At 66.9% G+C, this 24,311-nt stretch carries 27 protein-coding genes, 1 tRNA gene and 2 pseudogenes; 12 read left to right on the top strand and 18 right to left on the bottom strand.

All coding sequences use genetic code 11. The annotated features are described in order from the left end of the window. Entirely contained in the window at nt 1-759 is a 759-nt protein-coding gene (locus MVF96_RS17095; RefSeq protein WP_418930396.1) for an alpha/beta hydrolase, read from the bottom strand. Between MVF96_RS17095 and pgm the strand changes: the two genes are divergently transcribed. From pgm to MVF96_RS17080, 3 genes are all read left to right on the top strand, one after another. Continuing rightward, a complete protein-coding gene (pgm, locus tag MVF96_RS17090) occupies nt 758-2,401 on the top strand; it encodes a phosphoglucomutase (alpha-D-glucose-1,6-bisphosphate-dependent) (RefSeq protein WP_065631553.1) in 1,644 nt (547 codons plus the stop codon). The two genes, MVF96_RS17095 and pgm, sit on opposite strands and share 2 nt — an antisense overlap. A 92-nt stretch (nt 2,402-2,493) precedes the next feature. Continuing rightward, the gene (locus MVF96_RS17085; protein WP_065631552.1) at nt 2,494-3,246 is read left to right on the top strand and encodes a DsbA family protein; all 753 of its coding nucleotides are present in this window, start codon (nt 2,494-2,496) and stop codon (nt 3,244-3,246) included. Between the two features lie 114 nt (nt 3,247-3,360). Continuing rightward, nucleotides 3,361-3,433 (top strand) — tRNA-Ala (locus tag MVF96_RS17080). A 116-nt stretch (nt 3,434-3,549) separates the two neighbouring features. Here MVF96_RS17080 and MVF96_RS17075 read toward each other — a convergent pair. From MVF96_RS17075 to MVF96_RS17025, 11 genes and pseudogenes are all read right to left on the bottom strand, one after another. Next, nucleotides 3,550-3,930 carry a VapC50 family PIN domain-containing toxin gene (locus tag MVF96_RS17075; RefSeq protein ID WP_247449806.1) on the bottom strand — a complete coding sequence of 127 codons (381 nt, stop codon included), beginning with the start codon at nt 3,928-3,930 and terminating at the stop codon, nt 3,550-3,552. Beyond that, on the bottom strand, nt 3,927-4,127 hold the full coding sequence (locus tag MVF96_RS17070; RefSeq protein WP_247449805.1) for a PIN domain-containing protein: 201 nt from the start codon (nt 4,125-4,127) through the stop codon (nt 3,927-3,929). Before MVF96_RS17070 ends, MVF96_RS17075 begins: the two co-directional genes overlap by 4 nt. Then, complete coding sequence (locus tag MVF96_RS17065; protein WP_247449804.1) at nt 4,127-4,657, bottom strand: excisionase family DNA-binding protein; 531 nt, start codon at nt 4,655-4,657, stop codon at nt 4,127-4,129. Before MVF96_RS17065 ends, MVF96_RS17070 begins: the two co-directional genes overlap by 1 nt. Nucleotides 4,658-4,807: 150 nt before the next feature. After that, on the bottom strand, nt 4,808-5,107 hold the full coding sequence (locus tag MVF96_RS17060) for a YciI family protein (protein WP_247449803.1): 300 nt from the start codon (nt 5,105-5,107) through the stop codon (nt 4,808-4,810). A gap of 186 nt (nt 5,108-5,293) precedes the next feature. Continuing rightward, nucleotides 5,294-5,725: pseudogene (locus tag MVF96_RS17055) on the bottom strand (transposase); the annotation flags it as partial. Nucleotides 5,726-5,748: 23 nt separating this feature from the next. Beyond that, complete coding sequence (locus tag MVF96_RS17050) at nt 5,749-6,642, bottom strand: IS3 family transposase (protein WP_165630008.1); 894 nt, start codon at nt 6,640-6,642, stop codon at nt 5,749-5,751. Then, nucleotides 6,639-6,953: a transposase gene (locus MVF96_RS17045; RefSeq protein ID WP_068969944.1), complete on the bottom strand. Its 315-nt coding sequence runs from the start codon at nt 6,951-6,953 to the stop codon at nt 6,639-6,641. The genes MVF96_RS17050 and MVF96_RS17045 overlap by 4 nt, the downstream gene beginning before the upstream one ends. Nucleotides 6,954-6,986: 33 nt before the next feature. Then, on the bottom strand, nt 6,987-8,054 hold the full coding sequence (locus MVF96_RS17040) for a transposase (RefSeq protein ID WP_247449802.1): 1,068 nt from the start codon (nt 8,052-8,054) through the stop codon (nt 6,987-6,989). Between the two features lie 65 nt (nt 8,055-8,119). Further along, nucleotides 8,120-8,653 carry an SRPBCC domain-containing protein gene (locus tag MVF96_RS17035; protein WP_247449800.1) on the bottom strand — a complete coding sequence of 178 codons (534 nt, stop codon included), beginning with the start codon at nt 8,651-8,653 and terminating at the stop codon, nt 8,120-8,122. Then, the gene (locus MVF96_RS17030; RefSeq protein ID WP_247449798.1) at nt 8,643-8,996 is read right to left on the bottom strand and encodes an ArsR/SmtB family transcription factor; all 354 of its coding nucleotides are present in this window, start codon (nt 8,994-8,996) and stop codon (nt 8,643-8,645) included. Before MVF96_RS17030 ends, MVF96_RS17035 begins: the two co-directional genes overlap by 11 nt. Next, nucleotides 8,993-9,349: a VOC family protein gene (locus MVF96_RS17025; RefSeq protein ID WP_065631726.1), complete on the bottom strand. Its 357-nt coding sequence runs from the start codon at nt 9,347-9,349 to the stop codon at nt 8,993-8,995. Before MVF96_RS17025 ends, MVF96_RS17030 begins: the two co-directional genes overlap by 4 nt. A 144-nt stretch (nt 9,350-9,493) precedes the next feature. On the opposite strand from MVF96_RS17025, the gene MVF96_RS17020 reads away from it, so the two are divergent. Continuing rightward, on the top strand, nt 9,494-11,212 hold the full coding sequence (locus MVF96_RS17020; protein ID WP_247449797.1) for a CocE/NonD family hydrolase: 1,719 nt from the start codon (nt 9,494-9,496) through the stop codon (nt 11,210-11,212). Between the two features lie 22 nt (nt 11,213-11,234). Next, nucleotides 11,235-11,927: an alpha/beta fold hydrolase gene (locus MVF96_RS17015; protein WP_247449796.1), complete on the top strand. Its 693-nt coding sequence runs from the start codon at nt 11,235-11,237 to the stop codon at nt 11,925-11,927. 27 nt (nt 11,928-11,954) lie between these two features. Here the strand turns inward: MVF96_RS17015 and MVF96_RS17010 are convergent, their stop codons facing one another. The 4 genes from MVF96_RS17010 to MVF96_RS16995 all read right to left on the bottom strand — a co-directional run bounded on the left by MVF96_RS17010 (nt 11,955) and on the right by MVF96_RS16995 (nt 15,419). Next, on the bottom strand, nt 11,955-12,917 hold the full coding sequence (locus MVF96_RS17010) for a hypothetical protein (RefSeq protein ID WP_078113703.1): 963 nt from the start codon (nt 12,915-12,917) through the stop codon (nt 11,955-11,957). A gap of 109 nt (nt 12,918-13,026) precedes the next feature. Further along, nucleotides 13,027-13,404 (bottom strand): VOC family protein, encoded by a 378-nt coding sequence (locus MVF96_RS17005; RefSeq protein ID WP_078113702.1) that lies wholly within the window; start codon nt 13,402-13,404, stop codon nt 13,027-13,029. Between the two features lie 274 nt (nt 13,405-13,678). After that, entirely contained in the window at nt 13,679-14,110 is a 432-nt protein-coding gene (locus tag MVF96_RS17000; protein ID WP_247449795.1) for an iron chaperone, read from the bottom strand. A 109-nt stretch (nt 14,111-14,219) separates the two neighbouring features. Next, the gene (locus tag MVF96_RS16995) at nt 14,220-15,419 is read right to left on the bottom strand and encodes an NAD(P)/FAD-dependent oxidoreductase (protein ID WP_078113701.1); all 1,200 of its coding nucleotides are present in this window, start codon (nt 15,417-15,419) and stop codon (nt 14,220-14,222) included. A 113-nt stretch (nt 15,420-15,532) separates the two neighbouring features. Here MVF96_RS16995 and MVF96_RS16990 point away from each other — a divergent pair, with 113 nt between their 5' ends. Further along, nucleotides 15,533-17,194: an ABC-F family ATP-binding cassette domain-containing protein gene (locus tag MVF96_RS16990; protein WP_058252457.1), complete on the top strand. Its 1,662-nt coding sequence runs from the start codon at nt 15,533-15,535 to the stop codon at nt 17,192-17,194. Between the two features lie 6 nt (nt 17,195-17,200). Here MVF96_RS16990 and MVF96_RS16985 read toward each other — a convergent pair whose 3' ends face one another. After that, nucleotides 17,201-18,571 (bottom strand): LLM class flavin-dependent oxidoreductase, encoded by a 1,371-nt coding sequence (locus tag MVF96_RS16985; protein WP_078113700.1) that lies wholly within the window; start codon nt 18,569-18,571, stop codon nt 17,201-17,203. Nucleotides 18,572-18,747: 176 nt separating this feature from the next. Between MVF96_RS16985 and MVF96_RS16980 the strand changes: the two genes are divergently transcribed. Both MVF96_RS16980 and MVF96_RS16975 read left to right on the top strand, forming a co-directional pair. Beyond that, entirely contained in the window at nt 18,748-19,119 is a 372-nt protein-coding gene (locus MVF96_RS16980) for an ArsR/SmtB family transcription factor (protein ID WP_058252459.1), read from the top strand. 3 nt (nt 19,120-19,122) lie between these two features. Continuing rightward, complete coding sequence (locus MVF96_RS16975) at nt 19,123-19,608, top strand: SRPBCC family protein (RefSeq protein ID WP_078113699.1); 486 nt, start codon at nt 19,123-19,125, stop codon at nt 19,606-19,608. Between the two features lie 3 nt (nt 19,609-19,611). Here the strand turns inward: MVF96_RS16975 and ygiD are convergent, their stop codons facing one another. Beyond that, nucleotides 19,612-20,454, bottom strand: coding sequence for a 4,5-DOPA-extradiol-dioxygenase (gene ygiD, locus MVF96_RS16970; protein ID WP_418930449.1), 843 nt, complete (start codon nt 20,452-20,454; stop codon nt 19,612-19,614). Nucleotides 20,455-20,581: 127 nt separating this feature from the next. Here ygiD and MVF96_RS16965 point away from each other — a divergent pair. From MVF96_RS16965 to MVF96_RS16950, 4 genes and pseudogenes are all read left to right on the top strand, one after another. Next, nucleotides 20,582-21,817: pseudogene (locus MVF96_RS16965) on the top strand (serine hydrolase domain-containing protein). Nucleotides 21,818-21,885: 68 nt separating this feature from the next. After that, nucleotides 21,886-22,485 carry a DUF1707 SHOCT-like domain-containing protein gene (locus MVF96_RS16960; RefSeq protein ID WP_058252553.1) on the top strand — a complete coding sequence of 200 codons (600 nt, stop codon included), beginning with the start codon at nt 21,886-21,888 and terminating at the stop codon, nt 22,483-22,485. Between the two features lie 127 nt (nt 22,486-22,612). Continuing rightward, on the top strand, nt 22,613-23,458 hold the full coding sequence (locus MVF96_RS16955) for an ABC transporter permease (RefSeq protein WP_058252462.1): 846 nt from the start codon (nt 22,613-22,615) through the stop codon (nt 23,456-23,458). A 40-nt stretch (nt 23,459-23,498) separates the two neighbouring features. Further along, nucleotides 23,499-24,287 (top strand): ABC transporter ATP-binding protein, encoded by a 789-nt coding sequence (locus MVF96_RS16950; RefSeq protein WP_247449793.1) that lies wholly within the window; start codon nt 23,499-23,501, stop codon nt 24,285-24,287. The last annotated feature ends 24 nt before the right edge of the window (nt 24,288-24,311 follow it).

The raw sequence follows: 24,311 nt of genomic DNA, 5'->3' as shown, positions 1-24,311 counted from the left end.
TCAGGCGCCGCGCAGCGCGGACAGGCGCTCGCCGACGAAGTCGAGCGCGCTGCGCTGCCAGAGCCCGATGTGATCGAGCATGGCGTGACCGCCACCGGGAACCGGGACGAACTCGGCATCGACGCCCAGTGCCGACAGCTCGTCGATGCCCTTACGGGTCCGCTTCGCGAGCGTGCGGGTGTCGGCGTCGCCATGCACCGCGACAACCCGCGCGCCGGGCTGGATGTGTCGCCAGTCGGCGAACTGCCACCACGGCGCCAGCCCGAGGACGCCGATGACCCGGCGGTCGGCGGCGAGATGGGCGGCCACGCGTCCGCCCATCGAGTGTCCGATCGCGACCACCGGCACGCCCGGGTGCCGTCGGCAGATCTCGTCGAGTGCCGCACGGGCGGGGAGCAGAGGCGAGTTGTCGTCTCCGTTCCAGCCGTACACGCGGTAGCCGACCTGGTGGACGCGCACCGACCGGCCGAATCGCAGTCGCAGCGACCAGGTGAACGGGTACATGCGCAGGGCGGACGGCTGCCAGGGACTGAATGGTTTGTGGCTGTTGTCCGTGCCGCCGGGCAGGACGAGCACGAGCAGGCCGGGGGATCGGCGTCCGGGGGACAGCAGTCCCGACAATCCGGCGATCAGCATGTGTGCAGGCCCCTTCGATGCGACGTCGACGATCGTCTCACCGTAGCGATTCGGTCTCCGGGTCCGGACGGATCGGTTCGTCGACCGGGCGAACGGCGTGTGGAGTGGCACAATCGCGGTCATGGCACATCCTCGCGCTGGTACCTTGGCCCTGCCCGAAGACCTCGTCGACGTGGACGCCCTGGTGCGTGCCTATTACGACAACACACCCGACCCGTCGGACCCGTTGCAGCAGGTCGTGTTCGGGACGTCGGGGCATCGCGGATCGAGCTTCGACAACGCGTTCAACGAAGCCCACATCCTCGCGACGACGCAGGCGATCGTCGACTACCGCCGCTCCGCCGGGATCTCCGGTCCGCTGTTCATCGGGTTCGACACCCACGCTCTCTCGGTCCCCGCCTGGCGCACCGCACTCGAGGTGCTCGCGGCCAACGAGATCACCGTCTACACCGCCGAGAGCGACTCGTTCACACCCACGCCGGCGGTCAGCCGCGCCATCCTCATGTTCAACCAGGACAACCCGGGGGTGCTGTCCGACGGCATCGTCGTGACGCCGTCACACAATCCGCCGCGGGACGGCGGATTCAAGTACAACCCGCCGACCGGTGGTCCCGCGGATACCTCGATCACCTCGGTCGTCGCGGCGCGGGCGAACGAACTGCTCGAGCAGAAGCTCGACGGTGTCGCGCGCATCCCGTTCGAGCGTGCGCGCGGCAGCGAGTTCGTGCACGACTACTCGTTCCTCCTCAACTACATCGACGGACTCGGCGATGTGGTCGACATGCGGGCGATCCGCGACGCCGGCATCCACATCGGCGCCGACCCGCTCGGCGGCGCGTCCGTCGGCTACTGGGCGCTGCTGGGCCTCCGATACAACCTCGAGCACCTGACGGTCGTGAATCCGACGGTGGACCCGACGTTCTCGTTCATGACGCTCGACACCGACGGCAAGATCCGGATGGACTGTTCGTCGGCCAACGCGATGGCCTCACTCATCTCCTCCCGTGATTCCTACGACATCGCGACCGGCAACGACGCCGACTCGGATCGGCACGGCATCGTCACGCCCGACGCCGGTCTGATGAACCCCAACCACTACCTGGCCGTCGCGATCGACTACCTGTTCACGCACCGGCCGCAGTGGTCCGAGTCGGCGGCCGTCGGCAAGACGCTCGTGTCGTCGTCGCTGATCGACCGGGTGGTCGCCGGGATCGGACGACCGCTGCTCGAGGTTCCCGTCGGCTTCAAGTGGTTCGTCGACGGCCTGTTGAACGGTCGCGTCGCCTTCGGTGGCGAGGAGAGCGCCGGGGCGTCGTTCCTGACCTTCGACGGCAGCCCGTGGTCGACCGACAAGGACGGCATCATCATGGCGCTGCTGGCGTCGGAGATCCTCGCGGTGACGGGCAAGTCGCCGTCGCAGCGCTACGCCGAACTCGCCGAGGAGTACGGGACGACGGCGTACGCGCGGATCGACGCGCCGGCCAGTCGGGAGCAGAAGGCGGTGCTGTCGAAGTTGTCACCGGAGCAGGTGACGGCCACGGAACTGGCGGGCGAACCCATCTCGGCGATCATGACGACCGCACCGGGCAACGGCGCCCCGATCGGCGGCCTGAAGGTCACGACGGAGAACGCCTGGTTCGCGGCTCGCCCCTCGGGCACCGAGGACGTCTACAAGATCTACGCCGAATCATTCAAGGGCGCAGACCATCTCGCGCAGGTGCAGAGCGAGGCGCAGCAGGTCGTCGACGCGGCGCTGGGGGCGTGAGCGAGTAGCGGGCCGGCGGTGGCGGTCACCGCCCCGTTCCGGCCGGACGTTCCCTCAGACAATTTTCAGCGCGACGCCGTTATTGTCGGAATGTGAGCAAGAAGCGCAAGCCGGGAGCATCGGTGCCCCGCACCACCAACTCGAAGTATCAGCCGAGCGCGCCGTCGAACACGATGACCTACGTGCTCGGCGGCATCGCGGTCCTGGTGATCGCGGGCCTCGTGATCGGCGGGATCTGGTGGAGCGGACGCGATCAGGGTGACACCGATCAAGCCGCGCTGGCGTCGAGTTCGACGATGATCGTCGGTCCCGAGACCGCTCCGCTCATCGACGTCTTCGAAGACCCGATGTGTCCGGTGTGCAAGGTGTTCGAGCAGCAGTCCGGACCGGCCATCACCAAGGCCGTCACCGAGGGCAAACTCCGCGTGCGCTACCACACACTGCACTTCCTGAACTCGCGGTCGGCGACCGGTGACTACAGCTCGCGCGCTGCCGGTGCGCTGACCTGCGTGGCCGACGAGCAGAACACCGATCTGTTCCTGCGGTTCCACAGCGCGCTGTTCGCCGCCCAGCCGCCCGAAGACGGCACCGGCAACATCACCAGCCCCGAGCTCGCGCGTCTCGCCACCGAGCAGGGCGCGACGCCGGCCACCGCCACGTGCATCACCGACAACGCGAAGGTCGCCCAGGCCGAGGAGAACGCGCAGAAGTCGACCGACGAACTGTCGAAGGCGACCGGCGGCCAGGTCGGCACCCCGACCGTGCTGCACGACGGCGAGCCCGTCAACGGCGTCCTCGAGGGCACCGGTTGGCTCGACAGCATCCTGGGTGGTGGCAACTCCTGAGTCGCGTGACGCCGACTCGACACCGATCGGGTCGGCGTCCTGGCGATTTGGCTGGTATCGCCGAGATGGTGTAACTTCGCCAGTGCCCTTGAACAGGGCGGAACAACAAAATACGGGGCTATGGCGCAGCTGGTAGCGCACCACACTGGCAGTGTGGGGGTCAGGGGTTCGAGTCCCCTTAGCTCCACCGAACGAAGCCCGTTCCGACTGATGTCGGAACGGGCTTCGTCGTTGGTGGGATAGAGCCTGTCGAACCGAGTTGCGTAGTGACAGCTAGGCGCTCTACGGAGGCGGCGACGTGTTCTAGCTACCGGATTCGAAGTAGGGTGCGATATCCCTGACGAAATCGGTTGTGCCAGAGGCTGCGAGAGCATCGAGGAACTGTTCGGTGGTCACCGGTGGGCGACGACGCTTGTCGGCGGTTTGGGCTACAGAGGCCACCGCACGCGCCGGATTGCGGTGGAGTAGGTCCAGCAGGAATTGGTCGGAGCTGCGTATGTGCAGCCCCAGCGGCTCCACAACTGCATTGGGAAAATGCTGGGTGTTGTCGGTGACGATCGCGGCCGCGTGGCCTCTCACGGCGGCTGCGACAACGTGTCGGTCGTCAGGATCGGGCATTCCTGAGATTGCCTCTTCAAGTGGTTCCCAGCCTTCAACGCACGCGTCCTCGAAGGCATCGTTCATGCGTCGACCCGCAGGCGTGCGGTCGCCTCTGAGACTCGTCCTTTTGTCGCCCGATTGATACCGCGCACCGTCTCGTCCATGATGCGGTTGCTCCACAGAGGGTAGAACGCCCGGTGCTCGGCGAAGGTGAGCAGCAGATCGGCCTTGTGGATCGGCACCAGGACACACGCGTCGAGCATCACGCGAAACCCCGCCACTACCGCTTGCGCTCCTCGGCAATCTCGCGGCGAGATGTGCGCATGGCTTCCCGGTAGTCCTCGGCGGGCACGTCGTACAGGCCGCTGTCTTCGGCGTCATCGACGAGAGCTTGCAGCGCCCCGCGCCGCTCGATTGCGCGCTGTGACTGATACTCGAGTAGATCGTCCAACTTCACGCGCCGGTGTCGGCTGCCTTCTACGGTCTCGAAGGGGATTCTGCCGCTCTCCAGCAGTTTGATGAGAGTAGGGCGGCTGATGCCGAGGTAGTCGGCCGACTCCTGCGTCGAGAGTTTCTGGTCGACCGGAGCGACAACGACCGCGCGGTGCGCGCGCATCGCATCCACGATCTGTGTCAGCGTCCGATAGACCTCGAGTGGGAGAGGGGCTTCTTCACCGTCGGGCCCGACGAGCGCGGCGGGCTCGTGGTGGTGATCGAGGAACCGCGACAAATCCATGAGGGCGTCGAGGTCGGTGGCGTCGGTCGGGGGGAAGAACGTTCCTGTTCTGCGCGGTGCGGTAGTCGGGCTCATCTGACAAGTTTGCCGACTAATCGAAATATCCGCAATCCTTTGGTGGCTGTATTGGCAGTGTGGGGGTCAGGGGTTCGAGTCCCCTTGGCTCCACCGAACGAAGCCCGTTCCGACCGATGTCGGGACGGGCTTCGTCGCTGGCCGGTCCGGTCAGTCGCGCCCGATGCCCACGGGCATGGGGAGGATCTCGACGCGGGCGAGGCCCGAGGTGACGGCCGGGTCGGCGGCGCTGATGGCCCGGACATCGTCCTCGGAGTCGGCGCGCACCACGCCCAGGCCCCAGTTGCCGGTCGGGTCGACGACGGGACCGAAGATCAGCGCGGTGCCGTCGGCGAGGAGCCCCGACCAGTACGTGCCGTGGCGGCCCATGATGGCGGCCTCGTCGTCGGACATGTCGCCGGGACCGAAGGTGGGACGCGGCGGAACCAGTTTGTACACGAAGTGGGTCATGTTCTGACGCTCTCTCTTCAGCCTGAATCTTTCATGGGTGGCTGGGTTTTCGTCGATCAACGGTCGGTGTGGGGTTGGTGTTGGTGTGTGGGCAGGGTGGGTCGCCAGCGTTCGGTTCGCTGGTTGTTCTCAGTTCCTGGTGGGGGTGGGGGCTGCGGTGACCGGGTGCGTGTGACAGGGGGCTGGTTAGGCGGTGAGGCGTTGCCAGCCGTGGTGTATGTGGTGGTTGTAGGGCCAGTCGGTGGGTAGTCGCAGGGTGGTGGTGCGGGCGTGGGTGATGATTTTGCCGGCGACGGTGAGTAGGCGGTGGCGTAGGCGTTTGGGTTCCCAGCGGCGGATGGGGTCGTGGCGGGTGTAGCCGAGGGTTTGAGTCCAGGCGAGTAGGTCGGAGGCTAGGGCGACAATGTCGAGCCACAGTTGGTTTTTGGCGAATTCCTCGAAGGGCAGGTTGGCCATGCCGGTGTCTTTGAGGCAGCGGATACGGTCCTCGGCGCGGGCGCGTTGACGGTGTCGTAGTTCCAGGGTCGGTAGGGTCCAGCCGCGGCCGCGGGTGTTGGTGGCGAACACGGTGTAGCGGCGGCCCTCGATATCGGTGATGAGGTGTTGGGCTCCGTGAGGTTCCCCTGAAAAAGTGGACACGGTTAGCTTGTTTGCTGACTTGTGTGTGATCTGATTTCGAAGTCGATAGGTGAGACCATCCCTAGCGAGCTATGCCTTCTGTCATGGTTGTAGAATCGGATGTAATTGTCAAGTCCGGCAGCAAGATTCGCGTAGCTGCCGTACGCGTGGCGCTTGTAGTTCTCGTGTTTGACCGTTGACCACAACGACTCGGCGCCGGCGTTGTCCCAGCAGATGCCGGTCGCGCCCATCGAGCGTTGCAAACCATGTCGACGGCACGCTGAAGCCATGTCGTAGCTGGTGTACTGACCGCCTCGGTCGCTGTGCAGAATGGTGCCGGCCACCGAACCGCCACGAGTGAGCACTGCAGCATCCACCGCGTCCTCGACGAGCTCGGTGCGCATGTGATCTGCCAGCGACCAGCCCAGCACTCGACGCGAGTGCTCGTCTCGGATCGCGCACAGGTAGGCGTCCCCTTCGCCGCAGGTCAGATAGGTGATATCGGAGGTCCAGACCAGGTTGATGCCGCCGCGATCGAAATCGCGGCCGACCCGGTCCGGCGGGAACGACGCGGCCGGATCGACCTGGGTGGTCCTGACCTTGAACGTGCGCGGACTGATGCCCTCGATGCCCATCTCGGCCATGATCTTGGCGACGGTGTTCTCCGAGACCGCCACCCCCTCAGCGTGCAGATCGGCGGTAATGCGCGGTGAACCGTAGATGCGTCGCGAGGCCTGCCAGTGCGCCAGAATCTTCACTTCCAGATCCCGGCGCCGCTGCTGTCGGGGCGTCAACTCGACACGATGTTGCCGATCTGCCCACGCGTAGAATCCGGACCGCGACACACCCAGGAGAGCAACAAGTTTCGTCACGTCGTGGTTGGCGCACTCCGCGGCGATGAGTTCGAAACGACTCACCGATGATGCTGCGCCGCAAAGTACGCCGATACTTTTTTCAGGAATGCGATATCACGGTCCTTCTCGGCGAGTTCGGCACGCAGCCTGGTCAGTTCTGAGCGTTCACTCGCCGACAGATCTTGGTCGGGCGGCACCTTGCGAACATCATCGGCGACGCCGTCTCGAAGCCGCTCAGCCCGAACCCATTTGCCCAGCAGATTCTCATGCACATTGAGTTCCCGAGCCACCTCGGTGATCGGCCGACCACCATCAATCACCCGACGAGCAGCCTGAGCCTTGTACTCCGGCGTAAACGACCGCCTCCTGGACATGTCGACATCCTTCCAGCAGGACCCCTGGCCCCACTATCTCGGTGTCCACTCAAACTGGGGAGGCTCACCGTTGTGGGGGTATTCACGGCGCGCGATCAGCCGCATCCCCGATGGCCAGGACTTGTAGCCGGGTTCTGCGGCACGGGTGGCCGGCGGTAGGTAGCGGGTGATCTCGGCGACCTGGGCATCAGCTCGTGGATCGGCGTCGTCGGTGTTGATCGCGGTGACCCACGCAGCCTCGGGCAGCACGTCCAGGGCTTGTTTGACCAGTTCGGTGATGGTGAACCCGACCGAGTACTGCAGGTCCTGCTCGGCCAGGTAGGCCAGGAACTCTTTGGCACACCCGGCCGAATCGGTACGGATGAGCACGTGGGCGCGTTCGGCAGCGGGCAACTGCGCCACCGCCCTCTCGGTGGCGGCGATGTGCATGTCCGCACCCTTGGGGGAGGCGCCCCCACGCCGCAGGTCCAGGTTCAGTGTTTCCCCGGTGCCGTAGGCGCCGTGGTCGACGAACGAACACATCGGGGAATGCCCGAACACCCGTTTATACGTTTTCTGGGCCTGTTCTTTGGCCGATCCGGCCGTCACGGTCGTGGCATCGAGATCGACGGTCACCAGCCCGCCATCGACGCTGCCCGCGGTGCCTTCCAGGGGGCGGGCGATGTCCCACACCCGTTGACGCGCGGTGGCGCGAGCCGCACCGATCGCGGAATGTACCGCTTCGACGTCGGCAGCGAGTCGGGTGAGCACCCGTGAGATCGTGGGATCGGAGGCCACCTGCCCGTACAGCTGTGGTTGAGCCCGCACGGTGGCCACATCGGCCACGCAGTCACCACCAGTGGCCAAGGTCATCGCCAAGTCCAGCACGATCTTGGCCGGATCATGCACCGTCGCTGTCGTTCGCCATGGCGCCATTGCCGCGGTCAGGGCGGCGCCCAGGCCGCAGACCTGCACGGTTTTCGTCAGTAACACCGCACCGGAGGTTGTCAGCACCGACTCGGTGCGCGTGGGGTCCACCATCAACTCGGGATACACGTTATTCTTCACCTGCGAGGTGCCTTTCTTCTTGTGACTATTTGTTTGTGGTGAATCAATAATCACAAGGTAGATAGGCACTTTCGCGTATCACACGCCGAACACCAGCAACATCGGTGAAATATCCAGGTTCAGGGGTGGGTCGATTCGATGACGTCGACGCAGGCCGCCAGGGCGGCGGCCCAGCCGCCGGAATACGCGCCGGAGCTGTAACCGCCCGGCGCGGCGCAGTCTTCGCGAAGCTGTTCCTCGCTCAGATGCTCCCAGCCGCGGTGTTCCACGGACACCCGCGTCAGAGCCGGACCGAGCGAGGTGAACGACAGCTCGACCTCGGTCGGCTCGGGAGTGTTCAGCCACGACATGACGAACCGACTCGGGGGTTCCCACACCGCCAATCGACCCCATTCGGCGGTCGTGCCGTCGTCCCAGGTCTCATAGACCCGGCCGCCGGTGAACTCGTCGATGGCCACCGTCCGTGCCCGGTCCCCGCCGATCGACATCGGCTGCAGTGGCCACCAGACCCCGATGGTCCGGACAAAAGTGGTGAAGACGTGGTCGAGATCGCTACGGACGGTGGTGGATTGACGTATCGGCGGCCGTCGGAGCGGGAGAACGGCACCGCCATCGCGACTTCCGGCGTCGGCGACCTCGCGTTCACCCGGCACGGTTCACCTCGTCGTCGTCGGTCAGTCCGCGTTCGGCCTCGACCAGTTGCCGCGCGACGTCGAGAGATGACGCCCACATGTCGTCGAGCAGGTCGCGTAGTCGGTCGATGCCCTCGGGTCGGGCGCGGTAGATGCGTCGGGTCCCCTCGCGGCGTTCGGCCAGCAACCCGGCGTCTTTCAGCACGGTGATGTGCTGGGAGATCGCGGTGCGGCTGACGTCGAACCGGGCGGCGATGTCGCCCGCGGACAGCTCCTCGCCGGAGACGAGTTCGAGGATGGCGCGGCGGCGGGGCTCCGCCATCGCGCGCAGGGCCTCGTCGACGCCCGGGGAGTTGTCGGTCACGCCCAGAGTCCGATCGAGTTGCCGTCGGGGTCGGCGAACATCGCGAATCTGCCGTACCCATCCGGGAGGTCCGTGGGCGGCACGAGTGCCTTGCCACCGAGCGTCTCGGCCCGGTCGAGGGACGCCTGCAGATCGTCGACGCGCATGTAGACACTCACCCCGCTGGTCCCGCCGGGTTCGGACACGGCGCCGATGCCGCCGGAGACGGCGCCGTCACCTGCGCCGGTGTCGACGAGCGAGTATTCCGGGCCGGAACTGTCGTCGATGGTCCAGCCGAACAGATCGCGATAGAACGCGGTGAGACGGGTGGGGTCATGCGAGGTGATCTCGAAGAATGCGACTGGTGCTCCCATGAGGACTCCTTGTGCCGGTATATGTCGGTAATGGCTAACGTTAGCGATCGCTGACGGAACACGCAAGGGTGTGGAGAGCCATGACCGGTCTCGGCCTGTGCCCTAGAGTCCAGCCATGGGTGTCGCACTGTCGTCGGAGGTCGTATGAGCGATTCGGTGAGCCACGACCGGCCGTGGCGGCGCCCGGGTGCTCTCCGCTACGGCCTGCGGCGGGTGCGGAACGCCGTACGTCCGCCGGTGACCATCTACCCGGCACCCGACGACATGATCAAGGACGCCGACGTCCCGGTGGTGATGCGCGACGGGGTCACCCTGCGGGTCAACGTGTATCGGCCGGCGGGGGATGGTCCGTTCCCGGTCCTGCTCTCGGCGCACCCCTACGGCAAGGACGCGCTGCCGGTCCGGACGCGGTTCGGCTGGAAGCTCAACTTCCAGTACCGGATCATGAATCAACCTGCACCGTTTCGCGTTTCGAGTGAGACCGGCTGGGAGGCGCCCGACCCTGCGGTCTGGACCTCGCGCGGCTACGTCGTCGTCAACGCCGACCTGCGCGGCGCGGGGACCTCGGAGGGAACCGGATCGCTGCTCTCCGACGCCGAGGCCCTCGATGTCCACGACCTGATCGAGTGGGCCGGCCGGCAGTCCTGGTCGACCGGCGCGGTCGGCATGCTGGGCGTGTCGTATCTCGCACTCTCGCAGTACAAGGCGGCAGCACTTCACCCGCCCCACCTCGCGGCGATCTGTCCGTGGGAGGGGTTCACCGACCTCTACCGCGACTTCATGAAGCCTGGCGGAGTCGACGAGAGAGGGTTCTCCCGCATCTGGGCTCTCGTCACCCGGAAGGCTGCCCGGTTGTCGGAGGACATCGGTGCCGAACGCCGCCGCCACCCGCTCCGAGATGATTGGTGGCAGAGCAAGACACCGGATCTCGCGGCCATCGAGGTGCCGATGCTGGTGTGCGCCAGTTTCTCCGACAGCAATCTGCACAGCGCGGGTTCGATGCGTGCGTTCGAGCGGGCCGGGTCGGCTCACAAGTACCTGTACACCCACCGCGGACCGAAGTGGGCGATGTTCTACAGCGACGTCGCGGTGGCGGCGCAGCACGCGTTCTTCGAGCGACACCTGCGCGGGGACACGACCAGGACCCTGCCACGGGTCCGCCTCGAAGTCCGGGGGTCGCGGACCGAGGTCACCGATGTACGCGAGGAACATGAGTGGCCGCCGGCCGCGGCCACGTGGACCGAACTGCGAGTGGCCGACGGTGACCGTCTGACCCGGGACACCGGGGGAGGCGTGGCGAGTGGTTCGTCGGTTCTCGACCTGCGCGGGGCCGGGCTGGCCTACGACCTTGCCATCGATTCTCATCTCGAACTCTCCGGACCGATGAGTGCTCGACTATGGGTCAGCCTGCCGCGCGGTGGAGATGCGACGTTGTTCGTGGCAGTGGAGAAATGGGCCGGAACGCGGTGGGTTCCGTTCGAGGGTTCGTACGGATACGGCCGGGACCGCATCGTGACGGGTAGGCAGAAGCTGTCGCTGCGAGCACTGGACCGCGATGCATCGTCGGTGGCCCGGCCGGTGCACAGCTTCGACCGCGTTCAGTTGCTGGAGCCCGGCCAGATCGTGGAGATAGAGGTCGGACTCGGTTCGTCGGCAACATCTTTCATGCCCGGCGATCGCCTGCGGCTGGTGATCGCGGGACGGTCCATCGACCGGGGCAACCCGTTGACCGGGCATTTCCCCGCCCGCTATCAGACCGGTCCCCGCGGAACGTGTCGGATTCATCGGGGCGGAGATCATCCCTCGATGCTGACGGTGCCGCTGATCGAGGCGACGAATCCGGCGGCCGGTCTGAATCCGTGACGACAGCTGAGGAGAGTACGTGGTGACGACCGAACCCCCGACCTGGCTGCTACTGCCGGGAACCCCGCTGTCGCCGGCGGTGTGGGACGGCGTGCGTGCCGAGCTGTCCGAGTACGGACACGTGATCACGCCTGCTATCAGCCCGCCGCCGGGTTATGCGGATGACGACCTACCCGCGCGGCTCGCCGCCGGGGTCGCGGAATCGGTTGCGTCCGAGGCGCCCTGGCATGTGGTGGGACATTCCTTCGGCGGACAGGTGGCCCTGGAACTCGCGATCCGGCGCCCCGAGCTCGTCTCCGGCCTGACGCTGCTGTGCACACGAGACACGCCCTTCCCGACATTCGACGCTGCGGCAGCCGCCGTCGAGGCCGGCACCGTCGATGTCGACGGCACACTCGGACGCTGGTTCAGCGCAGACGAATTGCGCAACGATGGACCGGTCGTCCGCTACGCTCGCGAAGCCGTGGCCGCCGCGGACCACGCGTCCTGGGCGTCGGCGCTGCGCGCGATCGCCCACTTCGACTGTTCGCAACGCACCGCGTCGATCTCGTGCCCGGTGACCGTGGTCGTGGCCGAACACGACACGGTGTCCGACGTCGCCTCGATGACAGCCATGCATCAGCGGATACCGGGATCGGACTTCATCGTCCGCGCCGGGGCCTGGCATATGAGCATCTTCGACGACCCGGCCGCGGTGGCGCGAATCCTCCTCTGACGACCGACGAATCTCGACCGTCGGGCTTCAGGTCGCGTCGGCGATGATCTGCCGCTGGGCCGTGAACATCTCGGCCAGATTGTTGCTGACCGTGGTGTCCATCGCGGGCGGTGCGTCGTCAACCGTGTTGTGCGTGACCGTGAACGATACGCCCCGCTCCTCGCCGACCACGATGATCCCGGCGAGGTGAACCTCGATCGCACCGACCTCGTACTCGCCGGTCATCCGGACCGCTTTGTAGTCACCGTCGATCGGCAGCTCGACCTTCTCGAGCGCGAGAGTGACCGGGACGTCGCCGTCCTCGAGGGTCAGCGTGAAAGACGAACAGGCGGAGACGATCTCGTCGAACTCGTCGTAACCGTTGTCGGCCGGCTTGGTCACGTCGGCACTGTAGTTGTCGAGACCGAAGAGTATCTCGTTGGAGGACGAGGTCTCGGTGAGCTCGCGCTCCGCGCGTTCGTTGCCGGTCTGCTGAGACTGGACCAGCGTCGCACACTTCTCGTTGTCCACGGTGCTGCCGTCGTCGTCGGTACTGCCCGTCTCCGTGCTGAATTCGCCCGTGATGTCCGGGAACTGGTCTTCGGGCAGCACCAGTTGGAGGGCCGAGGCGGTCGGGATCGACGGTTCGTCGTCGCCACCACCGCGCAGGGTCAGCGCCAGCACCACCGCCACCACGACGATCAGTACGAGGACCAGTCCGCCGCCGCCGATGAACCACCACTTCTTGCTCCCACTCTTGGCCGGAGGGGGTGATTGCTGACCGAACGGCTGGCCATACGGTTGTTGGCCGTACGGCTGCTGGCCGTAGGGCTGCCCGCCATAGGGCTGTTGGCCGTACGGCTGCCCACCGTACGGACCCGGGTTCGGCGGCTGGCCGGGAGCCGGCTGCGGCCCGCCGGGTTGGTGACCGCCAGAAGGCGGCCAGCCGGGTTGCTGCGGCCCCTGCGGACCCATGGCGGTCGGCTGGTTGGGGTCGTAGGGACTGCCCACGGTCGGCTCCTCCTGGTCGGTGACCTTGGGAGATTACCGCGCTTCGATGGGGGCATCGCCGGGTTTCATGCGACCGAATGAGCGACGTCCGGCGGACGGGTCCGGACGTTCACAGGAGCGCGGGCGGTGGGTATTTCGGTTCGTACAGCGTGATCTCCCCGGCGCCGGGGACCTTGACCCGGACAGTCACGCCCCAACCCTCATCGGTCGGTGTGCCGGCGAACTCGGCGCCCCGGCCGGCGAGTTCGCGCATGGTGGAGTCGAGATCGTCGCACATGAACGACACGTCGAACTTCTGATCGGTGCGCCCGGCGCTTCCCTCGTGCTCCCAGGCATTCGGGTGGGCTCCGAGTTCGCTGGGACCGGTCTGGAAGATCAGCCAACCGCCGCCCGTGTCGACGTGCGGGAAGCGCAACACGTCGCGGAAGAAGGCGCGGGCGGCGTCCGGGTCGTCGCAGTAGATCAGTGTGTGCACCGCGGTGATCATGGCTGTCAGGGTAGTCGGCCGCGGAGCCGAACCGGCGTTGTTCGCAGAAGCCGGAACCGGCTCCCAGCGCTGAATCTCCGTCCCCGTGAGTCGGCGCGAAGGGCAATATACCCTTCAAACCTGTTGAGGGGGAGGCAAATTCGCTGGGAGGACGATCCCGCGCCGGTTGCTGGCCCTTCGTGGCTCGTCGCTAACGCTCCTCACACCTCCGGGAGCAGGGCTGGGACCTGCGGGTTTACAGTCTTTCGGATGAGGCAGTAAGGGGAAGGTCAGCTCACCGCCTTCGCGACCAGCGTCGCAATGGTCTTCTCGGCCTCGGTGTCCAGGGTGCTGACCGCGAACGACGTCGGCCAGAATCCGCCGTCGTCGAGGTTGGCGTTCTGGGTGAATCCGAAGGTGGAGTATATCGCTCCTTGTCGTCGTGCCCGCTGCGGAAGAAACACACCACCTTGCCCTTCAGCGCGTAGGCCGGTTGTCCGTACCAGAGCTTCGGTGCGAGGTCCGGTGCGGCCGTGGTGACGATCGCGTGGATGCGTTCGGCCAGCGCGCGATCGGCCGGGTCCATGCTCTCGAGCTTCGCGAGCAGATCGAGTTCCTCGGCCGCCTTCTTGTTCCCGCGCCTGCGGGTCTTCTCCATCTCGAGTTCCGCGGCGCGCTCCTTCATCGCGGCCCGTTCCTGATCGGAGAATCCTCCAGAGCTGCCCATTCGCGTTCCCTTCGCGGTCGACGGCCTCGGGGCCGAGGCAGCTCTCACGGTAGTGCGGCGGGTCTAGGGGCTTCTCGATTCCGAACCGGTCACAGGTCTCGACGCGGACTCACACCCGCCCTCGCAGGATCGCGTTCCAGTACAGGCGCGGGAGGGCATATCGGTCGAAGGCCCACGCACTCCGGCGCGGTTTGAGCGGGTCGATGACCGACGGCAACGACGACGTGATGGTCCCGTCGCGGTCGAACTCGGCGGCGATGAGATGATGTGCGTCCGTCGCGATCGGAGCGACGGTGTACCCGTCGTAGGCGGTGAGCTCCTCGCCGGCCCGCGCGGCCGCGATGTTGTCGGCGAGCACCGAGATCTGCCGTCGCAACCCGCCGCCCGACGGGTCGGTCGCGATCGCGGCGCCGTCACCGGCTCCCCAGATGGACGGATGGGTGCGGTGACGCAGCGTGTGGGGATCGATGTCGACGAGCCCCCGGCCGCGGGCGCCGGCCAGGTCCGAGTCGGTCACCAGGTCGGCACCTCGGAAGGGCGGGACGAGGTGCAGCATGTCGTAGTACACATCCTGGGTGTCCGAGCCGGTGACCACGGTGACCCGGCGATCGACCGGATGCAGTCGTACGGAGCTGTCGAGCAGCACGCGGACGCCGAGTTCGTCGAGGCACTCCGAGAGGCGGGCGTCGAGGGCCGCGACGCCGAGCAGATGGGGCCGGTCGACGGTCATGGTGATGTCGAGCGACTCGAGGATTCCTCGACGCCGCCAGTGGGCGGCGGCCAGGAAGAGTGGTTTGAGTGTGGTCCCGGTGCAGCTGACCGGCGGACGCGGGACGGTGAACACGGCCCGTCCACCCCGCGGCATCGAGGTGACGAGATCCCAGGTCTGTTCGGCCCGGTCGAGATAGTTGCTGGCCACCGCCGGGTCGGCGATCGCGAGCTCGATCCCCGGCATCGCGTCGTGATCCGGTACGAGTCCGACGGCCAGGACGAGGTCCCGGTAGCCGACGTCGGCGCCCGAGACGCAGCGGACCGTCCGCTTTCCCGCGTCGACGACGACGGCGGTGTCGCGCAACCACGTCACCCCGTCCGGCGTCACCGATCGCTGCGTGCGCTCGGCGTCCTGCAGCGTCGCCTGACCTCCGCCGACGTAGGAGAGCAGTGGGCGGTACGTGTGGACGGCCTGCGGTTCGATCACCGCGACATCGGTGACGCCCAGGCGCAGCAGTCGCGCCGCCGCGCTGAGGCCGGCGTTTCCGCCGCCGACGATGACGACGTCGAAGTGTCGGGTCTCGCGAGATGAGGTCATGCGGGTCAATACCCGGCCGGGCGCTCGGGAAAACCGGGGGAGCCGGCTGCCGCGTGCCGGAGCCGCCTCGGCCGGGTCCTCGTGGTCCGAGAGCTGGGTGCGACCATGGACCGATGACCGCCACGCTCGTCGCCAAGGACGTCGCCGGGGGATATGCCCACCGCGTCCTCTTCGACCACCTCGATCTCACGGTGGCACCCGGCGACGTGATCGGCGTGGTCGGTGCGAACGGTGCCGGGAAGACCACGCTGCTGCGGGTACTCGCCGGTGATCTCGCGCCCCTGGAGGGGACGGTGACCCGTGCACCGTCCGACGCTTTCGTCGGATGGTTGCCGCAGGAGCACGAACGGGTTCCCGGTGAGGTGGTGCGCGCGTACGTCGCCCGCCGGACGGGGTGCGCGGCGGCGACGACCGCGATGGACGCGGCGGCGGACGCGTTGGCCGACCCCGACGCCGCGGCGCCGGGAGATCCGGCCGAGACGTATGCGGCCGCGCTCGACCACTGGTTGGCCACCGGGGCGGCCGATCTCGACGAGCGGCTGCCCGCGGTCCTCGCCGACCTCGGGCTCGGTGACGGTGTCATCGACCCGGATGCCACCCTGATGGCGGATCTGTCCGGCGGCCAGGCCGCCCGGGTCGGGCTCGCCGCGCTGCTGTGCTCGCGCTTCGACATCGTGCTCCTCGACGAACCGACCAACGACCTCGATCTCGACGGTCTCGCGCGCCTGGAGGAGGTCGTGGCCGGCATGCGGGGCGGCGTCGTCCTCGTCAGTCACGACCGAGAGTTTCTCGCGCGCAGCGTCACCCGGGTGCTCGAACTCGACCTCGCGCAGCACACCAACACCGTGTACGGCGGCGGCTACGAGAGCTACCTCGAGGAGCGTGCCGTCGCCCGACGTCACCGTCGCGAGGAGTACGAGGAGTTCGCGGCCAGGAAGGCCGACCTCGTCGCACGCGCTCGGACCCAGCGTGAATGGTCGAGCCAGGGTGTCCGCAATGCCATCCGGAAAGCGCCGGACAACGACAAGATCCGACGCCGCGCCGCCACCGAGTCCAGTGAGAAGCAGGCGCAGAAGGTCCGGCAGATGGAGAGCCGGATCGCTCGGCTCGACGAGGTCGCCGAACCGCGCAAGGAATGGGTTCTCGAGTTCACCATCGGGTCCGCGCCGCGCTCCAGCTCGGTGGTCGCCACCCTCAATGAAGCGGTCGTGCGACAGGGGGATTTCGTGCTGGGCCCGGTGTCGTTACAGGTGAACGCCGGCGAACGCATCGGCATCACGGGCCACAACGGTGCCGGCAAGACGACGCTGCTGCGGCTACTGCTCGGTCGCGTCGAACCCGACGAGGGGACCGCGCGACTCGGTGCCAACGTCGCGATCGGCGAGATCGACCAGGCGCGTGGCCTGTTCACCGGTCCCCGGCCGCTGGCCGAACGGTTCGAAGCGCTGGTCCCCGAATACTCCACCGCGGACGTGCGGACGTTGCTCGCCAAGTTCGGCCTGCGGGCCGATCACGTGGACCGGCCGGTCGGAGAGCTGTCACCCGGCGAACGCACGCGGGCCGGACTCGCCCTGCTGCAGGCGCGGGGCACCAATGTCCTTGTCCTCGACGAGCCGACCAACCACCTCGACCTGCCGGCCATCGAACAACTCGAGTCCGCTCTCGATTCCTACGACGGCGCAGTGCTTCTCGTGACCCACGATCGGCGCATGCTGCAGAACGTGCGCGTCGACCGGCACTGGGACGTCGACGGCGGCCGGGTCGGCGAGCGCTGAGTTCTCTCAGCCCGCGAGCCGGGTGTCTACCCCACGCACGTCCGCGGGCAGATCCTCCTCGGCGCTCCCGAGCCCGAGGTGCTCGCGCAGGGTCGTGCCCTCGTACTCCGTGCGGAACAGGCCGCGGCGCTGCAACTCCGGCACCACGTAGTCCACGAAATCGTTGAAGGTGCCCGGGGTTTGCGCACTCGACACGATGAACCCGTCGGCCTCACCGCCGGTGAAGGACTCCTCGATCTGATCCGCGACATCGGCGGCCGTGCCGACGAACTGCGGCAGCAGGACTCCCTGGGCGTAGAGCTTGCCGATGTCGCGGAGGGTGAGACTGTCCCGCTCGGAGAGGCGTCGGGCGACGTCGAACAGCCCCTGTGTGCCGCTCACCTGGACGTCTTCGACGGGAGCGTCGAGATCGTAGGCGGAGAAGTCGTGGTCGGTGTGAACCGACAGCGTGATCAGGCCGGAGATCGGATCGGCGAGTTCGTTGTGGAACGCCTGCTTCTCCCGGGCGATCGACTCGGTCTCGCCGATGAACGGGATGAACGCCGGGAAGATGTTGACGTGGTCGGGATTTCGGCCGAAGTTCACCGCCCGCGACTTCACGTCGTCGTAGTAGGCCCGGCGTCCCTCCGGGGTCGGGTCGATCTCGAAGATCGCCTCCGCCCACCGCGCGGCGAAGTCCTTGCCGGTGTTCGACGACCCCGCCTGGATGAGTACCGGGCGATGCTGCGGTGAGCGGGGCTGGTTGAGCGGACCCCGCGTGCGGTAGTGCGTGCCTTCGTGGTCGACGGTGTGGATCTTCGACGGATCCGCCCAGACGCCGGACTCCTTGTCGGCGGTGACGGCGTCGGCATCCCAGCTCGACCACAGCTTGATCGCCGTGCTGACGAACTCCTCGGCACGCACGTACCGCTCGTCGTGTCCGACGTGGTCGTCGAAGCCGAAGTTCTGCGCCTCGGCCTGCGACAGCGACGTCACGATGTTCCACGCGATCCGTCCACGGGTGAGGTGATCGAGGGAACCGAAGACGCGCGCGAGTTCGTAGGGGTGAAAGTAGGTGGTGGACTTGGTGACCGCGATACCGAGTCGCGTGGTGACGGCGGCGATGCTCGCCGCGACCAGGCTCGGATCGATCGTCGCGGCGGCCTGAGTGCCGCGCCGGAAGGGTTCGGACTGGTTACCGCCGAACCGGACCGGTGCGGCGAGCAGGTCGGCGAAGAAGGCGAAGTCGAACTTGCCGCGTTCGAGGATGCGGCCGACCCGGTGGTAGTGGTCTGGCCCGAAGTAGTCGGTCTCCGAGCCGGGATGACGCCATGCGGCGTGCGAATGGGTGACGGGGGAGGCGATCAAGAAACCACCGAGGTGGAGCTGACGGGTCACGAGTGGGGTCCTTCGGGTTCGGGATCGCGGAGTCGGTCCGGTGGCGGCGACGCGCGACGGGTGCAGCGAGACGGTCGGGACAAGTCAAGGCGCAGGGTCCGCCGGAGGCCAGGGTTGAGCCCGTCGTGATCGCAACAGACCCTTGACATACAACCAATTGGTTGTATGTTTGAGGCGTGGCCGAGAATGCAGGCGAACCGACAGACGAGGATCGGGCCGACGCCCTGTTCCACGCGTTGTCGGACCGCACCCGTCGTGACATCCTGCGACGCGTGCTCGCCGGCGAACACTCGGTCTCGGTGCTCGCCGCGAAATACGACATGAGCTTCGCGGCGGTACAGAAGCACGTCGCCGTCCTGGAGAAGGCCGGTCTGCTCACCAAGCGTCGTTCCGGACGCGAGCAGCTGGCCAGCGGCGATGTCGCGGCAGTGCGTTCGGTGGCCTCGATGCTCACCGAGCTCGAAGCGGTGTGGCGTGGTCGTATCGCCCGCATCGACGATCTACTCACGCTCGAATCACCCTCACCCACAATCACACCGGAGGAATGAACAATGCCTGTCATCGATGTGACACCCGACCTGGACGCCCGGACGATCACCATCAACGCCGAGTTCGCGGCCCCGATCGAACGGGTGTGGCAGATCTACGCCGATCCGCGTCAGCTCGAGCAGATCTGGGGCCCGCCCACCTATCCGGCGACCGTCGTCGACCACGACCTGCGCCCGGGCGGCAAGGTCACGTACTACATGACCAGTCCCGAGGGCGAGAAGTTCGGCGGCTACTGGAAAGTCGAATCGGTGGACGAGCCCACCGGCTTCACCTTCCTGGACGGCTTTGCCGACGGGGACCTCAACCCGATCACCGACATGCCCGAATCCCGCAATTCCTACGCATTCACCGAGACGGACGGTAAGACCGTCGCCACCTTCATCAGCACCTACGACTCGGCCGAGGCGTTGCAGAAGGTGCTCGACATGGGAGTCGTCGAAGGTGCGTCGTCGGCGATCAACCAGATCGACGAGTTCCTCGCGGCCTGAGGGTCACAGGTTCGAGTTGAGTGTCGGAAACCCCTCGGGCAGTTCGGCAGCCGGGCCACCGGCGCCGGACCCCGTGGGCTCGACCTCCAGCCCGTGCGTGTAGGCGGCCATCGAGATCGACCCGGCGGCATGGCCGTCCACGAGCAGATTCAGCGGGGCGTCCCCGGCGAGTCCGGCGATGTACAGCATCGGCAGATAGTGGTCCGGGGTCGGTACGGACTTGTCGAAGTCGGGATGTCCGTCCAGACTCAGCACACTCGACGGCTTGTCCAGCAACACCTCTCGGGCCGCATCGTCGAACCGGTGGGCCCAGTCGAATCCGCTGTCGGGCTTCGCGAAGTCGACCGCGCGTAGGTTGTGCACGATGTTGCCGCTGCCGATGATCAGCACACCCTGGTCGCGGAGCGGGGCGAGCCGGCGGCCCAGTTCGTAGTGGTGTTCGTGGTCCTTGAAAGCGTTGAGCGACAACTGGAGTACGGGTACGGACGCATCCGGGAACGTGTGCACCAGCACCGACCACGTGCCGTGGTCGATACCCCAGCTGTCGACGTCGTGACCGCACCACGTGGGTTTGACGACATCGGAGACCATGTCGGCGACATCCGGGTCGCCCGGGGCAGGGTACTCCACGTCGAAGAGGTCCTGCGGGAAACCGTAGAAGTCGTGGATGGTCCGTGGCCGTGGCATCGCCGTCACGGCGGTGGCGTTGGTGTACCAGTGCGCCGAGATCACCAGGATCGCTCGCGGTTTCGGCACCGATGCACCCAGAGCGGCCCAGGCCTCGGTGTACTTGTTGCGCTCCAGGGCGTTCATCGGGTTGCCGTGACCGATGAACGCGACCGGCATCGTCCCCGAGCTCGTCGCGTCTACCGCTGACATCGTCGCCTCCTCCGGCCGATTGCGGACGGAGTCGACGCTACTCCGGAATCGACGAAGTCGCCGACAGGGGTTCGGCGCCCGTGAAAATTCGACAATGCACAAGCGCTGGTCAATGCTGATTGCCGCGGTCCTCGCGATCGTTCTGGCGGCGTGCGGCACCGGGGGCGGTGCCGAACCCGCGTCCTCGTAGGCGTCGTCGTCCAACCCGCAGCAGGCGGCGCAGATCGAGTAGATCGTCGAAGGACTGATGGAGTCCCAACACCTCAAGTCGGTGATCGTGCGTGTCACCGACGACGGCCAGGAGGTGACCACCAAGGCGTTCGGCGAGTCGCAGACCGGTGTACCCGCCACCGCGGACATGCACTTCCGCAACGGGTCGGTCGCCATCGCCTACGTCGCGGCGGTGCTGTTGCAACTCGTCGACGAGAAGGCGGTCGCCCTCGACGACATCATCGCGACATGGGTGCCCCAGATCCCCAACAGCGACCGGGTCACCCTCCGGCAACTGGCGACGATGACGTCGGGGTATCAGGACTATGTGCTCGGCAACGACGCGTTCGAGATCGAGGAGCTGACGAACCCGTTCAAGGCGTGGACGACCGACGAGATGTTGTCCTACGCGGTGAACAAGCCGCTGCTCTACGCGCCGGGGACGAACTGGAACTACGCGCACACCAACTACGTGATCCTCGGCCTCGTGCTGGAGAAGATCACCGGTGAATCGGTCGCGGATCTACTCCGGCAGCGGATCTCCGAGCCGCTCGACCTCGACAACACGGTGTCGGATCTGACGGCGGTGATCTCGGAACCCGCCCTGCATGCCTACTCGTCGGAACGCCGCGGGATTCTGAACCCTCCACCGTCGACGCCGTTCTACGAGGAGACGACCGGCTGGAACCCGTCGTGGAGCATCACCCACGGTGCGATCCAGACGTCGAACATCTACGACGTCGAGGCGACGGCCCGGAAACTCTTCGCGGGGGAGACGCTGTCGGCCGAGGGCTACGACACCATGGTCTCCACCCGACTCCGCGGCGTGGCGCGTCCGCTGGCCGGTTGCTCGACGTGCCGGCCGATGAACGAGGAGTACACCTACGGCATGGGAGTCGTGCTGACCGGCGGCTGGATCGTGCAGAACCCGTTGTTCAACGGCTACGCGGCGGTCGTCGGGTATCTCCCGTCGGAGAAGATCGCCATCGCGGTGGCGGTGACCTACGACTCCGAGGCGTTCGGTCCGGACGGCTCCTACGCCAACGGCGGCAATCCGATCTTCGCGCAGATCGGCGCCCTGATGGCCCCCGACTCCGCGCCACCGATCCCGCGGAACTGACGCCGCCGCGAGCCCCGGCGGTCGTGCTGGGAAAACCCACCCAGCGCGGGTGCCATAAGGTGGCAGGTATGGTCGACCGCCTCCCCGACGACGATCTACGGGTCGGAAACCCGGAACGCGAACGGGCCGTGACTCTTCTCAACGACGCCTTCTCGTCCGGATATCTGGAGATCGCGGAGTTCGAGGACCGGTCCGGTCTGGTGTACGCCGCCAAGACCCGCGCAGACCTGCGAGCCGTCCTGGAACACCTGCCGAACGCCGGTCGCCTGTTCAACGAGCCGGGCCAGGCCGTAGCCGCGACCCCGGCCGTCGCCGTCCCTTCGGCCGGGCCCGTGCACCTCGCGGCCGAGTGGGAGACGGTTCGACGCAAGGGCACGTGGCATGTTCCGCCGTCGACGCTGGTCACCGGCAGCATGGGCACCGTCGACATGGACTTCACCCATGCGACGTTCCCCGGGCCGTCGACGATCCTGCAGCTGCAGGTCTCCATCACCACGGTGAAGCTCCGGATCGGCCCCGATCAGGAGATAAGGTACGGCGACCTCCAACTCTCCGGATGGTCGAAGGTGAAGGACAAGGCCGGCGCACCGACGCGTCCGGGCGGACCGGTGATCGAGCTGACGGGGTCGGCGTCGGGGATGACCGGCATCGTCATCAAACGGAGCTGACGCACCGAACGGTATCGACCGGGGCTGACCGCTCGCCGTTACGCGAACGCTGGGCGGGTGGCCTACTTGTGCTCACGCTGAACTCAACGGTGTCGCGAGTGTTTCCCGATTCGTAACGTTGCCGCACGTGGCCGACCGAACACTCAGTATCAGCGCGCCCGGCGATCCGCGGGCGGTGGACCCGGGGTCGTCCGACTCCCCATCGGCCAAGGCGGGCCGGTCGTCCCGGCTGCACACCATCCTGCGCGCGCTGTCACCCATCGCCGTTCTCGTGCTCTGGCAGGTGGGCAGCGCACTGGGGATCATCCCGCAGGACAAGCTGCCCGCACCGTCGCTGATCGCCGAGGCCGGGTGGGAGGTCCTGAACAACGGACAACTCCTCGACGCCATCGCGGCGTCGGCGCAGCGGGTCGCGATCGGACTGACGATCGGCGTCGCGGTTGGGATCGGTCTGGGCCTGCTGGTCGGCCTGAGCAAGTTCGCCGACTCGGCCATCGACCCGAACATGCAGGCTATACGCGCACTTCCGCTCTTCGGTCTGATCCCGTTGTTCATCCTGTGGTTCGGCATCGGCGAGATGCCCAAGGTGCTGCTCGTGTCCCTCGGCGCGCTGTTCCCCCTCTACCTGAACACCTCCGCCGCGATTCGCCAGATCGACGGCCGCCTGGTGGAAACCGCTCGCGTGCTGGGCTTCTCGCGGCTGACCACCATCCGCGATCTCATCATCCCGGGTGCCATGCCGCAGATCCTGGTCGGTCTGCGCCAGGCCCTGGCGATCGCATGGCTCAGCCTCATCGTCGCCGAGCAGATCGCGGCCACGTCCGGGCTGGGATACCTGATCAACAACGCGCGCGACTTCCTGCGCACCGACATCATCTTCTTCGGCCTTATCGTCTACGCCGCACTGGGTTTGATCACCGACGCCATCGTGCGTGCGCTGGAGCGCTACACGACCCGATACCAGAACCGGTGACGCCCCCAACCCGCACATCCCGAGTCCAGGAGGCCCTACCATGACCGCCATCGCCACCCGCGATCTCGAGGTCCCGTCCGCCGACGACCTGGTCGACCCCGCCGGATACGCCGCGGAAGTCGAGAACGCGAGCCTGAGCTACGGGGACAATCTCGTGTTGCGGGACGTGACCCTACGGGTCGGGGCGCACGAGATCGTCGCGCTCATCGGACGCAGCGGCAGCGGCAAGTCGACGCTGCTTCGCCTGCTGGCGGGCCTGTCGCAGACCGAGTCGGGTAGCGTCCGGACCGCCGGTCACCCGGCGGTGTCCTTCCAGGAACCGCGACTCTTCCCCTGGCGCACCGTCTTACAGAACGTCGCCTTCGGCCTCGTGCGCGAGAAGGTCGGCAAGTCACAGGCCCGCGAACGCGCGCGCCGCACCCTCGACGAGGTCGGCCTGAGCGACAAGACGGCTGCGTGGCCCGCGCAACTCTCGGGTGGTCAGGCGCAACGGGTCTCGCTCGCCCGTGCGCTCGTGGCCCGTCCGCAACTGCTGCTGCTCGACGAGCCGTTCGGCGCACTCGACGCCCTCACTCGGCGCACGATGCACGAACTGCTCATCTCGCTGTGGCGCGACAACGGGTTCGGTGCACTCCTCGTCACCCACGACGTCGACGAGGCGTTGCGGCTGGCCGACCGCGTCGTCGTCCTGGCCGGTGGCGAGATCGTCGAAGACCTCACCGTGCCCCGTCCACGTCAGGCCGGCGACGTCGATGATCTCGACTCCGAGATCCCGCGCCTGCGAGCCGAAATGCTGACCGCACTCGGCGTCGCCGATCCGGCGCGCTGACCCTCCCGTTCCCTGACCGAAAGC

The organism is Gordonia hongkongensis (genome assembly GCF_023078355.1).
GTDB classification, from domain to species: domain Bacteria; phylum Actinomycetota; class Actinomycetes; order Mycobacteriales; family Mycobacteriaceae; genus Gordonia; species Gordonia hongkongensis.
The sequence above is the reverse complement of the archived record's forward strand: the minus strand, read 5'-3'. Positions and strand labels throughout refer to the sequence as shown.